This window comes from Delftia sp. DLF01, from assembly GCF_014852125.1.
GTDB classification, from domain to species: domain Bacteria; phylum Pseudomonadota; class Gammaproteobacteria; order Burkholderiales; family Burkholderiaceae_C; genus Comamonas; species Comamonas acidovorans.
On the sequence record NZ_JACVAZ010000005.1, the window covers coordinates 332226 to 345872 of the forward strand.

The following is a 13647-nucleotide window of genomic DNA, read 5'->3' on the forward strand; positions in this document are numbered from 1 at the left end:
TGCCTAAGCCGGGGTTTGCCGGCTGTTAGGACGTCCTAGGAAGACAGGTCCGCGCCCGCCTCCTCGGCGCCCGCCTGCCAGCTGGGTGCGGCGGTGACGATGGCCTCGCGCAGGAACTGCTGGAAGGCGCGGGCCGCCATGGTGGGCTGGCGGTCGGGCATGCGCACCAGGTACATGGCATTGCCCAGGCCGGAGAACACCACCTGGTCCAGCACGGCCACCAGGGTGCCGCCGGCCAGCGCGGCCGAGGTCACGTAGTCCGGGAGCAGGGCCAGGCCCAGGCCGTCCAGCACGGCGTCGTACAGCAGGCGGTAGTCGCCCGATTGCAGCGAGGGCAGCACATCAAGGGCAGCGGCGACGCCATCGTCGCCGCTGCCTGTAAGCCAGGCCAGCCTGCCGCCCATGGCCAGCGGCAGGATGAGGCGGGCCTGCAGCAGGTCGGCAGGCGCGCGCAGGGGCCGGCCCAGCGACTGCTCCAGCGCCTGCAGGCAGGCGGGCGTGGCCACGAAGTTCCAGCGCACATCGCACAGCCGCGTGGCCACCAGATCGTCCAGCGGCGCGGAGGTGATCTGCACCGCCAGATCGACCTTGGAGGCCACGAGGTCGGCCATCTGGTCGTTGATCAGCAGGCGCAGGCGGATGTCGGGATGCTCGCGGCAAAAGCCCAGGATCAGCGGCTTGAGATAGAAATGCCCGAAGCCGGTGGGCACGCGCACGCCCACCTCGCCGCTCACGGTGGAGCGCAACTGGTGGATGGCATCGCGGGCACGCTGCAGCTCCTCCATCATGGCCAGGCAGCGCCGGTACAGCAGCTGGCCGGCCTGGGTGAGCTCCACATTGCGCGTGGTGCGGCGCAGCAGCTGCGCGCCCATCTCGGTCTCCAGCGCACGCAGCCGGCGCGAGACGTTGGAGCGCGTCATGCCGCCGCGCTCGGCCGCCCGCGTGAGGCTCTTGGTCTCGGCGATGTCGATGAAGACGCGGCACAGGTTCAGGTCCATCTCGGCATTCTTTGCGGGGCCGGGGCCGGCCATTGTTGATCGGGAGTCACCAGGCCTGGCCTGCTGGCGAGGATTGTGGCGCCTGCCCTGCCTCCCTAGCATGGAGGAAACCATGGCGAAAGGCCGCAGACCGTGAACCAAGAAGCTTTGCAAACCGCGCCGCCGGCGCCCCTGGCGCACTACCGTGTGCTCGATCTGAGCCAGGGCGTGGCCGGCCCCTACTGCACCCACCTGCTGTCGCGCCAGGGCGCCGAGGTGATCAAGGTCGATCCGCCCGAAGGCGACTGGGCGCGCCACGTGGGCATCTCGCGCGATGGGCACAGCAGCCTGTCGGCCACCTACAACGCGGGCAAGCGCAGCATTGCCGTCGATGCGCGCCAGGCCCAGGGGCGCGCGCTGCTGCTGCGGCTGGCGCGTGAGGCCGACATCGTGGTGCAGAACTTCCGCCCCCAGGTCGTGCAGCGCATGGGCGTGGACTACGACAGCCTGCGCGCGGCCGGCCTGGACCCGGTGTACGTCTCCATCAGCGGCTACGGACCCACGGGGCCGTATGCCGACCGGCCCGCCACCGACTCCGTCATGCAGGCGGACACGGGGCTGATGACCAGCAACCGCGACGCGCAGGACCAGCCCCAGCGCGTGGGCCTGCTGCTGGCCGACATCGCGGCCGGCGTCTACGCGGCACAGGCCTGCACGGCGGCCCTGCTGGGCAAGGCGCGCAGCGGGAGCGGGCGCCATGTGGAGCTGAACCTGTTCGAGGTCTGCTGCGCCCTGCAATCCACGGTGCTGGCCGAAGACACGCTGCGCGGCGGCCTGCCCGCCGAAGGCGTGAGCGCCCCCAACGGCGTGTTCGCCACGGCCGATGGCTTCATCACCGTGCTGGCCCTGAACAACGACCAGTTCGAGCGGCTGTGCCGCGCGCTGGACCTGCCGCACTGGCTGCAGGACGCGCGCTTTGCCTCCAATGCGGGCCGCATGGCCCACCGCCATGTGCTGCATGCCGGGCTGCAGGCCTTGCTGGCGCAGCAGCCGCGCGCCCACTGGGAGCAGCGTCTGGCAGCGCAGGGCGCCCTGCATGCGGGCGTGCGCACGCTGGCCGACGTGGTGGCGCACCCCCAGGCCGTGCACCGCGCATCGTTCGCCACGCTGGCGCAGCCCGGGTTCGGGCCGCTGCTGTATGCGGCATCACCCTGGCCGGCAGACGCAGCAGCCTGCGGTGCATCCCTTGGCGCCGCGCCGCGCACGGGCGAGCACACGCGCCAGATCCTGGCAGAGGCCGGCTGCACGCCGCAGGAGATGGAGCAATGGATGGCCAGTGGCGTGGTGCACCAGTGCGCGCAGGAGGTCATGGCATGAGCGCTTCCATATCCACGTTCACACCCACCTCCCCGGTCACCTCCATGCAGGCCCTGGTCTGCCATCAATTCGGCGCGCCGCACGAGGTGGTCAGCCTGCAGTCCATGGACCGGCCCGGCCAGCCGCTGGGCGCGCACCAGGCGCGGATTGCCGTGGCCTACGCCAACGTCAGCCACGCCACGGGCCTGCTGATCGAGGGCCGCTACCAGCGGCGCCCGCCGCTGCCCTTCGTGCCCGGCACCGAAGGCGTGGGGCGCGTGCTGGAATGCGGCAGCGCGGTGCAGCACCTGCAGCCCGGCGATGCCGTGGCCTTCATTGCCGACTGGGGCGCCTTTGCGCAGGAAACGGTGGTGCATGCATCCACCGTCTACCGCCTGCCTGCGGGCATGCCCTGGCTGCAGGCCCTGCCCATTCCTCTGTCCTACGGCACGGCCTACACGGCGCTGCACTGGCGTGCCCACCTGCGCGAGGACGACGTGGTGCTGGTGCTGGGCGCCGGGTCCGGCGTGGGCGCCGCGGCGGTGGAAGTGGCCCGGCAGACGCCCGGCGTGCAGGTCATCGCCTGCGCCAGCACCGAGGCCAAGCGCGCCGATGCGCTGCGCCGTGGCGCGCACCAGGCAGTCACCCCGCAGGACCTGGCCGCCCAGGTCAAGCAGGCAACCCAGGGCCGGGGCGCCTCCCTGGTCTTCGACCCCGTGGGGGGCGATCTCTTGCTGCAGGCACTGCGCGCGGCCGCGCAGAACGCGCAACTGCTGAGCGTGGGCTTTGCCAGCGGCGCCATTCCCGCCGTGCCCATGAACCTGGCCCTGGTCAAGAACCTCACGCTGCACGGCTTCTTCTACGGCCGCTACATCGGCTGGACGCCGGCCGATGAGCGCCAGGCCTTCGCGGCGCAGCTGCAGCCCGTCATTACCACGCTGCTCGACTGGGCGGCCCGGGGATGCATCCATCCCCAGGTCAGCCAGGTCTATGAAATGCATGAACTGCCGGCTGCGCTGGATGCGCTGCACGGCCGCAACGTGACCGGCAAGCTCGCACTCGCCATTCAAGGAGACAAGGTATGACAACGCAACGCACAGGCCCCGCGCTTTCCCGCCGCACCCTGCTGGGCGCCGCTGCGGCGCTGGCCGCATGGAGAACGGCAGGCGCGCAGCCATCCGCCGGGGCCCAGGGCTATCCCAAGGCGCCCATCCGCGTCGTCGTGCCCTATCCACCGGGCGGGCCTACCGATGTGGTCGGGCGCGTGGTCACCACGCGGCTGGGCGAGGCGCTGGGCCAGCCGCTGGTCGTGGACAACAAGGCCGGCGCCAGCGGCATGGTCGGCGCGGCCCTGGTGGCCAAGGCGCCGGCCGACGGCTACACGCTGCTGGTCAATGCCTCCATCCACGTCATCAACCCCTACGTCTATGCCAGCACGCCCTATGACGCCTTCCGCGATTTCGAGCCGGTCACGCAGCTGGTCGATGTGCCGCTGGTGCTGGTCGTGGGCAGCCAGCTTCCGGTGCGCAATGTGCAGGAGCTGATCGCCTGGGCCAAGGCCCATCCGGGGCAGGTGAACTTCGGCTCGGCCGGCAATGCCTCGTCCCAGCACCTGTCGGGCGAGCTGTTCCGCCTGAAGACCGGCGCGCAGATGCAGCATGTGCCCTACAAGGGCAGCTCGCCGGCCCTGACCGACCTGATGGGCGGGCAGATCCAGCTCATGTTCGACTCCATGCCCTCGGCCATGCCCTTCATCGCCTCGGGCCGGCTGCGCGCGCTGGCTGTTACCTCGGCCAGTCGCTCACCCTCCCTGCCCGATGTGCCCACCATGGAAGAGGCCGGCATGCCCGGCTTTCGCACCAGCACCTGGTACGGACTGTGGGCGCCGAAGAACACCCCCCAGGACGTGGTGCAGAAACTGTGGACCGAGTCCCGCCGCGTGCTTGCCGAACCCCAGATCGCCGCGCAATACCGCCGCCTGGGCGCCGAGCCCGTGGGCTCCACGCCCGCCGAATTCGCGCGCTACATCCAGGCCGAAGCCCGCAAGTGGGAAGAGATCGTGAAGGCTTCGGGCGCGCGGGCGGATTGAGGCGGGAAGCTCACACCCGCTCGAACACCGCCGCAATTCCCTGGCCACCGCCTATGCACATGGTCTCCAGCCCATAGCGGCCTTTGCGGCGCTCCAGCTCGTGCAGCAGGGTGGCCAGGATGCGCACGCCGGTGGCGCCTATGGGGTGGCCCAGGGAGATGCCGGAGCCGTTGACGTTGAGCTTGTGGTCTATGGCGCCCTGGTCGTTCCACTCCCAGCCCTTGAGTACGGACAGCACTTGGCAGGCAAAGGCTTCGTTGAGTTCGACCAGGTCCATCTGGTCCAGCGTGAGGTTCAGGCGCGCCAGCAGCTTCTTGACGGCGGGCACGGGGCCTATGCCCATGTGCGAGGGCTCGCAGCCTGCGGCGGCCCAGCCCACCAGGGTGGCCATGGGGGTGAGGCCCAGCTCGGCCAGCCTGTCCTCGGCCACGATCAGGCATGCGGCGCTGGCGTCATTCTGCTGGCTGGCGTTGCCTGCCGTGACCGTTCCATTGGGCATGAGCACGCGCAGCTTGCCCATGCTGTCGGTGGTGGCGTCGGCGCGAAAGCCTTCGTCGCGCGTGAACAGCACGGGGTCGCCCTTGCGCTGGGGCACCTTGACGGGGACGATCTCGTCGGCGAAGCGGCCCGCCTCCCAGGCGGCGGCGGCGCGCTGGTGGCTGCGCACGGCATAGGCGTCGGCGGCCTCGCGGCTGATGCCGTAGTCACGCGCCAGGTTCTCGGCGGTCTCGATCATTCCCGAGATCTTGCCGAAGCGCTCCACGGGCTGGGAGCGCTCGCGGCCGCGGTCCAGCCGATCGTAGAAGCGCACATTGCCCGAGCGCGCGCCCCAGCGCATGTCGGTGCTGTAGTACTCGATGTTGCTCATGCTCTCCACGCCGCCTGCGATCACCACGTCGGCGGCGCCGCTTTGCACCATCATGGCCGCCGTGGCCACCGCCTGCAGGCCGCCGCCGCAGCGCCGGTCCAGCTGCATGCCCGGCACCGTCACCGGCAGGCCGGCCTGCAGCGCGGCCCAGCGGCCCACGCAGGGCGTCTCGCTGCTGGCGTAGGACTGGGCGAAGACCACGTCGTCGATGCGTGCGGGGTCGATGCCGCTTTTCTCGACCACGGCGCGCACCGTGGTGGCGGCCAGCTCCTCGACCGATACCGGCCGCAGGCTGCCGCCGAAGGTGCCCACGGGCGTGCGAAGGGGGGTGACGATGGCGGCTCTGCGCATGGTGTTGTCTCCTTGGGAATCAGTGGATCAGTGGATCAGGAAAAGGCTGCGCCGCATTGGCGCAGCAGGGTATGTGCCTGTTGTTCCAGGTCGGCGCGGTGCTCCGGCGCCGCGATGTCGATCAGCCGTTTCACGCGGCGCGACAGCGTCTGGCCGCGCAGGTCGGCCACGCCGTGTTCGGTGACGATGAGTCCGGCATCGCTGCGCGGCGTGCTGACGGGGCCGGACAGCCGCGCAACGATGCGCGTGGCACCCCTGGCCGTGGCGGGCAGGGCGATGATGGGCAGGCCGCCGCGGCTGCGTGCCGCGCCGCGCAGAAAGTCCACGGCGCCCCCCACGGCGCCCACGTAGACGCCGCCCGCTACTTCGGAGTTGATCTGGCCCGTGAGGTCCACTTCCACCGCCGAATTGATGGCGGCCAGCCGGTGGCTGGCCGCCAGCACCTCGGGGTCGTGCGTGTAGCGCGTCTCGCGCAGCTGCAGGGCGGGGTTGCGGTGGGCCCAGCGCCTGAGCGATTCGCCGCCCATGAGGATGCCGCCGATGCCCACGCCGCGGTCCTGGCTCTTGCGCGCGTGGGTCAGCACGCCGGCTTCGGCCAGGGCTGCAATGCCGTCGCCCACGGCGCCGCTGTGCAGCCCCAGGTCGCGGTGGCCGTGCAGGGCGGCGAGCACGGCCTCGGGCAGGTTGCCCACGCCCACCTGCAGCGTGGCACCGTCTTCGATGAGGGCGGCCACATGGTCGGCAATGGCCTGCTCGGCAGGGCCGGGCGCGCTGCGCGCCTGGTCCAGCGGAGGGTGTTCGGCATCGACCAGCAGGGCGAAGTCGCCGGCCTGCAGGTGCAGGCTGCCGTGCGTCCACGGAATGGCGGGGTTGACCTCGCCGATCAGCACGCGCGCCTTGCGTATGGCGGCCGGCAGGTATTCATGGACCAGGCCCAGGCTGTAACGGCCTTGTGCATCGGGTGGCGAGACCTGGAGCAGCACCACGTCGGCAGGCAGCAGGCCCTCGTCGATCAGGCCGGGCAGGTGGGAGTAGTGGCTGGGCAGGATGTCCAGCACGCCCGCCTGGGCCAGCGCGCGGTGGGGGCCGCCGGCCGCGTAGCCGAAGAAGTCGATGGCGTCGGCATGCACCGGTTGCAGCGTGTCCGATGCGCCCATGCCCACGAAGACGCGCAGCCGGCCCTGGCCACCGTGCCGGGCCAGTGCATGGCGCTGCGCGACCACGGCGCGCGTGAGCGTCAGCGGCTCGGCCGTGGCCTGGCCCCACCACAGGGTGTCGCCGGGGCGGATCAGGGCCTGCAGCCTTTCTTGCAGGGCGTCCGGCGACAGCACGCTCATGGCGCGCGGTCCCAGTCGAAGCGCGTGGGCTGCTTGTCCTTGAAGCGCTGCACCGCCTCCTGGTGGTAGTCGGAGCCACGGCACATCGTCTGGGCATAGGCTTCCAGCTCGGCCATGGCGCGTGCGTCCAGCTCGAAGGCCTGGTTCATGGCCGTCTTGGCCATGCCGATGGCGGCCGTGGATGCCTCGCCGAAGCGCCGCGCCAGTGCCACGGCGGCGGCCTGCAGGGCCTCGCCGTCTTCCACGATCTCGTAGACCATGCCCAGCGACCTGGCTTCCTCGGCCTGCACGGTGCGCGCGGTGAAGACCAGCTCCTTGGCCTTTTGCAGGCCCACGATGCGCGGCAGCATGTGCATGGCGCCCAGGTCGGGCACCAGGCCGATGCGGCCGAACACGGCGCAGAACTTCGCGCGCCGCGTGCACAGCACGAAGTCGGCGGCCAGCGCCAGGCTCAGGCCCGCGCCGAAGGCCGGGCCGTCCACGGCGGCGATCACGGGTTTTTCGAGGTTGACCAGCTCGGGGAACCACTGGTGCAGGCTGCGCATGCGCTGGCGCCAGGGCAGGCCGGCCTGGCTGGCATCCATCATCTGGCTGATATCGCCGCCCGAGCAGAAGGCGCCGCCCGCGCCCGTGAGGATGACGGTGTGCACCTGCGCGTCATCGCGCATCTGCGCCACGGCGGCGGCCAGTGCCGGGCGCATGGCCTGGTTGAGCGCGTTGCGGGCTTCGGGCCGGTTCAGCGTGATCGTGCCTATGCCGTCCTGGACGGAGGTCAATACGGGGGAGGTTTCAGGTGATGTAGTCATGGTGCCGAGGTTGGATTCTTTGAGATCAAAAGCTGGAATGTCTTGCTTGCTCCTATGCGCACCTTTGACGAGGCGTCCAAATCGGCATGTCCCAAGCCAGGGACACCGAGCAAGGGCCTGGGCCGGCCGCGCCGCCCCGCAGCGAGGGTGTCGTCCCCCTCCCGCGAAGCGAGAGAGGGGGAAGGCGCACAGCGACTCAGGGGGTGATCCATTCAAGCGAGTTCGGCGTAGCCGTGGCTCAGCACGATCTTGTCGCGTTCCAGCACGCGGGCGCGCAACTGCAGCTGGCAGGGCTGGTCGGGCGTGCGCCAGATCTCGGTGACCAGGGTTTCGCCGGGATAGACGGGCGCGGTGAAGCGCACATCCAGCGCCTTCAGGCGCGCGGGATTGCGGTCGCCGCATTGGCGCAGCACGGCATGGGCCACCAGGCCGTAGCTGGCCAGGCCGTGCAGGATGGGCCGCTCGAAGCCGGCCTTGCGCGCCACGGCCGGGTCGGCATGCAGCGGGTTGTAGTCGCCCATCAGGCGGTACAGCAACGCGGCCTCGGGGCGTATGGCCTGGGTGTCGGTGAAGTCGGGAGCGCGGTCCTCCGGCGTGGGGCGCAGCGGCGCCAGGGGCGCGTCGCTGGGCTGGCCGCCGTCCAGCAGGCTGTAGCCGCCATCGCCGCGCAGAAAGCTGACCTGCTGCACGGTGGCCAGCAGCTCGCCCCCGGCGGTCTCCAGGCGCCGCTCGGTGACCATGATGGCGCCCTTGCCTTCGCCCTTGTCCGTCAGGTGCGTGATGCGGTTGTGGCCCACCACGTCGGCGCTGGCCGGCAGCGGGCGGTGCAGCCGCATGCGCTGCTCGCCATGCAGCAGCTTCACCCAATCGATGCCCGTATCGGCCTCGCGCGCCCAGAAGCCCGGGTAGCCCAGCACCACGGCCTGCGAGGGCAGGGCGCGCAGCCCGCCCGGCGCCCCTTCGTAGAAAAAGGGCAGGGCCGCATCCGACAGCGGATCGCTGCCCAAGCCCAGGCTCAAGGCATAGAGCATGGTGTCGCGCTCACCATAGTGCTGGCGCACGGGCTCGAAGGGGCGCTGTTTCAGGTGCTGATAGCTGATGGCCATCACGGTTCCTCTCAGTGTTTGATTGCGCTGGCGCGCTTCAACCCTCGCAACTGGCGCGGCCCGACTCAGGGACACCGAGGAAGGGCCGCCCCGCACCGAGGGTGTCGTCCCCCTCCCTCGCGAAGCGAGTAGAGAGGGGGAAGGCGCGTAGCGCCTCAGGGGGTGTCGTTCAAACAGGGTCCCAGCTGAAGACATCTGCCGAGCGGTCCAGGGGGACGAACGATGCCTTGAGCGCAGGCATGCCGTGCTCGGCAATGAACTGGGGAGACCAGCCTTCGCTGCGGTGCACCGAGCGCAGCGGGCGCGGCTGGCTCATGACGAAGATCTCGTTGTTGCGCACGGCGAAGACCTGGGCGTTCACGTCGCGGGCCGCGTCGGACAGCAGGTAGACGGCCAGCGGGGCGATCTTGTTGGGCGTCATCTGCTGGATCTTGGCCACGCGCGCCTGCTGCTCGGGCGTGTCGGTGGGGATGGAGCCGATCATGCGGCTCCAGGCGAACGGCGCGATGCAGTTGGAGCGCACGTTGAACTTCTGCATGTCCAGCGCAATGGACTTGGACAGGGCCGTCAGCCCCAGCTTGGCGGCGCTGTAGTTGGCCTGGCCCAGGTTGCCGATCAGGCCCGAGGTCGAGGTCATGTGCACGAAGGCGCCGCTTTCCTGCTCCTTGAAATGGTTGGCGGCCGCGCGGCTCATGTAGTAGCTGCCGTACAGGTGGACCTTGATGACGGCGTCCCACTCGTCCAGGCTCATCTTGTGGAAGAACCGGTCGCGCAGGATGCCGGCGTTGTTGACCACGCCGTCGATGCGGCCGAAGCTGTCCACGGCGCACTGCACGATGCGGGCCGCGCTGGCGGCCTCGGCCACGCTGTCGGTGTTGGCCACGGCCTGGCCGCCTGCGGCCTTGATCTCATCGACCACCTTCTGCGCCGGGCCGGCGTCCGTGCCCTCGCCCGTGGTGGAGGTGCCGATGTCGTTGACCACCACCTTGGCGCCCTCGGCCGCCATGGCCAGCGCCATGTCGCGCCCGATGCCGCCGCCGGCACCCGTCACCACCACTACCTTGTCCTGCATCATTTTCTGCGCCATGGCCTGTCGTCCCCGTTCAGTGTTCGTTGGAAAGAAGTCGGAACCAAGGATGCCGGCAAACGCCGCACCGCGCCATTCGCCAATCACAAGGGCGGACTTCGCGGGAATGAAAGCAGCGGCGGACAGGCCGCGCCGGCCCAGCCTTCAGCGCGGCCAAAGGCTTGCTTAAGAAAACGCGGATTGCGGGCCGCCGCGCTTGCACCGACCATGGCGGCCATGACAGACAAGCAAGCTACCGACACCCTCGACGCCGCCGCGCTGGCGCATCTTCAGTCCTGGCAGGGCCGCAGCGAAACCCTGGCAGACAGCATCACGGCCGCGCCCGTGGCCGCGCTGTCGGCCACGCTGGACCGGGAAGACCCTGAGCCCGCCGACGGCACGGCGCTGCCGCCGCTGTGGCACTGGATGTACTTCCTGCCCCATGCACGCCAAAGCGAGATCGGCCCCGACGGCCACCCGCGCCGTGGCGGCTTTCTGCCGCCCGTGCCGCTGCCGCGCCGCATGTGGGCCGGCGGGCGCCTGCGCTGGGAGGCAGGCAACGCGCTGCAGGTGGGCCAGAAGGTGCAGCGCCGCTCCACCATCGGCTCGGTCAGCCACAAGAGCGGCCGCTCGGGCGAGCTGCTGTTCGTGCTGGTCGAGCATGCCTACAGCAACGACCAGGGCCTGGCGCTGACCGAGGAGCACGACATCGTCTACCGCGCCGCTGCCCAGCCCGGCGATCCCGCGCCCACGCCGCAGAAGCCGCCGCTGGACGGCCAGCAAACCTGGTCGCGCACCATCGTTCCCGACGACGTGCTGCTGTTCCGCTACTCGGCCCTGACCTTCAACGGCCACCGCATCCACTACGACCGCCGCTACGTCACGGGCGTCGAAGGCTATCCGGGCCTGATCGTGCACGGCCCGCTGATCGCCACGCTGCTGCTGGACCTGCTGCGCCGCGAGCTGCCCCAGGCGCAGGTGCTGTCCTTCGAGTTCAAGGCCGTGCGCCCCACCTTCGACCTGCATGCCTTCAGCGTGCATGGAAAGCCTTCTGCGGACGGCAAGACCATTGAACTCTGGGCCCAGGACCACGAAGGCTGGCTGACCATGACCGGAAAAGCCACCCTGGCCTGAGACCCCTGAACACCGAGCCTTGAGACCACCATGATCGAACACACGCTTTCCAACAATTTCCCCGAAATCCGCGACGCCATCCGTGCGTTGTGCGCCGAGTTCCCTGACGAGTATTTCCGCAAGATCGACGAGCAGCGCGCCTATCCTGAGACCTTCGTGGACGCGCTGACCAAGGCCGGCTGGCTGGCCGCGCTGATCCCGCAGGAGTACGGCGGCTCGGGCCTGGGCCTGACCGAGGCCAGCGTGATCATGGAAGAGATCAACCGCTGCGGCGGCAACTCGGGCGCCTGCCACGGCCAGATGTACAACATGGGCACGCTGCTGCGCCACGGCTCGCAGGCGCAAAAGGAGAAATACCTGCCGCGCATCGCCTCGGGCGAATGGCGCCTGCAGTCCATGGGCGTGACCGAGCCCACCACGGGCACGGACACCACCAAGATCAAGACCAGCGCCGTCAAGAAGGATGGCCGCTACGTGGTCAACGGCCAGAAGGTCTGGATCAGCCGCGTGCAGCACAGCGACTGGATGATCCTGCTGGCGCGCACCACGCCGCTGGCCGAGGTGAAGAAAAAGAGCGAGGGCATGTCCATCTTCATGGTGGACCTGGCCGAGGCGCAAAAGAGCGGCCTGACCGTGCGCCCCATCCCCAACATGGTCAACCACGAGACCAACGAGCTGTTCTTCGAGAACCTGGAAATCCCCGAGGAGAACCTGATCGGCGAGGAAGGCAAGGGCTTCAAGTACATCCTCGACGGCCTCAACGCCGAGCGCACGCTGATTGCGGCCGAATGCATTGGCGACGGCTACTGGTTCCTGGACCGCGTGACCAACTATGTGCGCGACCGCAACGTGTTCGGCCGCCCCATCGGCCAGAACCAGGGCGTGCAGTTCCCCATTGCCGATGCCTTCATCGAGGTCGAGGCCGCCAACCTCATGCGGTGGAAGGCCTGCGAGATGTTCGACGCCAACCAGGCCATGGGCGCCCAGGCCAACATGGCCAAGTACCTGGCGGCCAAGGCCAGCTGGGAGGCGGCCAATGCCTGCATCCAGTTCCACGGCGGCTTCGGCTTTGCCTGCGAATACGACGTGGAGCGCAAGTTCCGCGAGACGCGCCTGTACCAGGTGGCGCCGATCTCGACCAATCTCATTTACTCCTACGTGGCCGAGCACATCCTCGGTCTCCCGCGTTCTTTCTGAAATGAAGTACCCCCTGAGTCGCTACGCGCCTTCCCCCAAAGGGGGACGACACCCTCGGGGCGGGGCGGCCCTTCCTCGGTGTCCCTGGCCTTGGGCCGTGCCAGTTGCACAGGCGGCGCCAAAGTGCAATGGATTTCCAATATGAAAAAGCAAAGTCTTCGGCCGCTTGACGGCACCACCGTCGTCTCGCTGGAACATGCGGTGGCCGCACCGTTTTGCACGCGCCAGCTGGCCGACCTGGGCGCGCGCGTGATCAAGGTCGAGCGGCCCGGCAGCGGCGACTTTGCACGCGGCTATGACCAGCGCGTGCAGGGCCAGTCCTCGCACTTCACCTGGATCAACCGCAGCAAGCAGAGCCTGGCGCTGGACCTCAAGCAGGACGAGGCCATGCAGGCGCTGCTGCAGCTGCTGGAGGGTGCCGACGTGCTGGTGCAGAACCTGGCGCCCGGCGCGGCCGCGCGCATGGGCCTGTCCTATGCGGCGCTGCGCGAGCGCTTTCCGCGCCTCATCGTCTGCGACATCAGCGGCTACGGCGCAGACGGCCCCTACCGCGACAAGAAGGCCTACGACCTGCTGATCCAGAGCGAGGCGGGCTTTCTCTCGGTCACGGGCACGCCCGAGGTGCCGTCCAAGGCCGGCATCTCGGTGGCCGACATCGCGGCCGGCATGTATGCGTACACCAACATCCTGTCGGCCCTGCTGCTGCGCGGGCGCACGGGCGAGGGCAGCCATATCGACGTGTCCATGCTGGAGGCGCTGGGCGAGTGGATGGGTTACCCCATGTACTACGCCTTCGACGGCGCACCGCCGCCGCCGCGCACCGGCGCCTCGCACGCCAGCATCTATCCCTACGGGCCTTTCGAGGCCGGTGACGGGGGGACGGTGATGCTGGGCCTGCAAAACGAACGCGAGTGGAAGCTCTTTTGCGAACAGGTGCTGCTGCAGCCCGCGCTGGCCACGGATGCGCGCTTTGACAGCAATGCGCGCCGCAACGCCAACCGCGAGGAGCTGCGTGCGCTGATCCTGGGCGTGTTCAACGCGCTCGATGCTGCCCAGGTCGTGCAGCGTCTGGATGCGGCCGGCATTGCCAATGCGCGCGTCAACGACATGGCCGGCCTGTGGGCCCATCCCCAACTGGCCGCACGCCAGCGCTGGTGCAGCGTGGACACGCCGGCCGGACCCGTGCAGGCCCTGCTTCCCCCCGGTGCCAACAGCGCCTTCGACTACCGCATGGAGGCCGTGCCCGCCGTGGGCGAGCACAGCGCCGCCATTCTGGCCGAGCTGGGCTGGAGCGCCGAGCGCATCAGTGCCCTGTGCCCGACCCCGGGAAAAACCGCCCCCTGAAACCAGGGCGCATGCC

The 13647-nt window shown here is 69.5% G+C and carries 12 protein-coding genes; 6 read left to right on the forward strand and 6 right to left on the reverse strand.

What is annotated here, in order from left to right; genetic code table 11:
* Nucleotides 1–35 precede the first annotated feature (35 nt).
* Complete coding sequence (locus IB269_RS25205; protein WP_192368623.1) at nucleotides 36–1031, reverse strand: LysR family transcriptional regulator; 996 nt, start codon at nucleotides 1029–1031, stop codon at nucleotides 36–38.
* 99 nt (nucleotides 1032–1130) lie between these two features.
* On the opposite strand from IB269_RS25205, the gene IB269_RS25210 reads away from it, so the two are divergent.
* The 3 genes from IB269_RS25210 to IB269_RS25220 are packed head-to-tail and all read left to right on the forward strand — an operon-like array spanning nucleotide 1131 to nucleotide 4422.
* A complete protein-coding gene (locus tag IB269_RS25210) occupies nucleotides 1131–2354 on the forward strand; it encodes a CaiB/BaiF CoA transferase family protein (protein WP_192368624.1) in 1224 nt (407 codons plus the stop codon).
* Nucleotides 2355–2398: 44 nt separating this feature from the next.
* A complete protein-coding gene (locus IB269_RS25215; protein ID WP_192368671.1) occupies nucleotides 2399–3418 on the forward strand; it encodes an NADPH:quinone oxidoreductase family protein in 1020 nt (339 codons plus the stop codon).
* Nucleotides 3415–4422: a Bug family tripartite tricarboxylate transporter substrate binding protein gene (locus IB269_RS25220; protein WP_192368625.1), complete on the forward strand. Its 1008-nt coding sequence runs from the start codon at nucleotides 3415–3417 to the stop codon at nucleotides 4420–4422. Before IB269_RS25215 ends, IB269_RS25220 begins: the two co-directional genes overlap by 4 nt.
* 10 nt (nucleotides 4423–4432) lie before the next feature.
* On the opposite strand, the gene IB269_RS25225 is transcribed toward IB269_RS25220, so the two are convergent.
* From IB269_RS25225 to IB269_RS25245, 5 genes are all read right to left on the reverse strand, one after another.
* Nucleotides 4433–5641, reverse strand: a complete 1209-nt coding sequence (locus IB269_RS25225; RefSeq protein ID WP_013800084.1) for an acetyl-CoA C-acetyltransferase — start codon at nucleotides 5639–5641, stop codon at nucleotides 4433–4435.
* A 35-nt stretch (nucleotides 5642–5676) separates the two neighbouring features.
* A complete protein-coding gene (locus IB269_RS25230) occupies nucleotides 5677–6978 on the reverse strand; it encodes an acetyl-CoA hydrolase/transferase family protein (protein ID WP_192368626.1) in 1302 nt (433 codons plus the stop codon).
* A complete protein-coding gene (locus tag IB269_RS25235; RefSeq protein WP_013800086.1) occupies nucleotides 6975–7784 on the reverse strand; it encodes an enoyl-CoA hydratase/isomerase family protein in 810 nt (269 codons plus the stop codon). The genes IB269_RS25230 and IB269_RS25235 overlap by 4 nt, the downstream gene beginning before the upstream one ends.
* Nucleotides 7785–7996: 212 nt before the next feature.
* Nucleotides 7997–8890: a MaoC family dehydratase gene (locus IB269_RS25240; RefSeq protein WP_097204682.1), complete on the reverse strand. Its 894-nt coding sequence runs from the start codon at nucleotides 8888–8890 to the stop codon at nucleotides 7997–7999.
* A 169-nt stretch (nucleotides 8891–9059) separates the two neighbouring features.
* Entirely contained in the window at nucleotides 9060–9977 is a 918-nt protein-coding gene (locus tag IB269_RS25245) for an SDR family NAD(P)-dependent oxidoreductase (protein ID WP_017406887.1), read from the reverse strand.
* A 207-nt stretch (nucleotides 9978–10184) separates the two neighbouring features.
* On the opposite strand from IB269_RS25245, the gene IB269_RS25250 reads away from it, so the two are divergent.
* The 3 genes from IB269_RS25250 to IB269_RS25260 all read left to right on the forward strand — a co-directional run bounded on the left by IB269_RS25250 (nucleotide 10185) and on the right by IB269_RS25260 (nucleotide 13631).
* Nucleotides 10185–11090, forward strand: a complete 906-nt coding sequence (locus IB269_RS25250) for a MaoC family dehydratase N-terminal domain-containing protein (protein WP_192368627.1) — start codon at nucleotides 10185–10187, stop codon at nucleotides 11088–11090.
* Between the two features lie 30 nt (nucleotides 11091–11120).
* Nucleotides 11121–12287 (forward strand): acyl-CoA dehydrogenase family protein, encoded by a 1167-nt coding sequence (locus tag IB269_RS25255; RefSeq protein WP_012202137.1) that lies wholly within the window; start codon nucleotides 11121–11123, stop codon nucleotides 12285–12287.
* Nucleotides 12288–12428: 141 nt separating this feature from the next.
* On the forward strand, nucleotides 12429–13631 hold the full coding sequence (locus IB269_RS25260; protein ID WP_192368628.1) for a CaiB/BaiF CoA transferase family protein: 1203 nt from the start codon (nucleotides 12429–12431) through the stop codon (nucleotides 13629–13631).
* The last annotated feature ends 16 nt before the right edge of the window (nucleotides 13632–13647 follow it).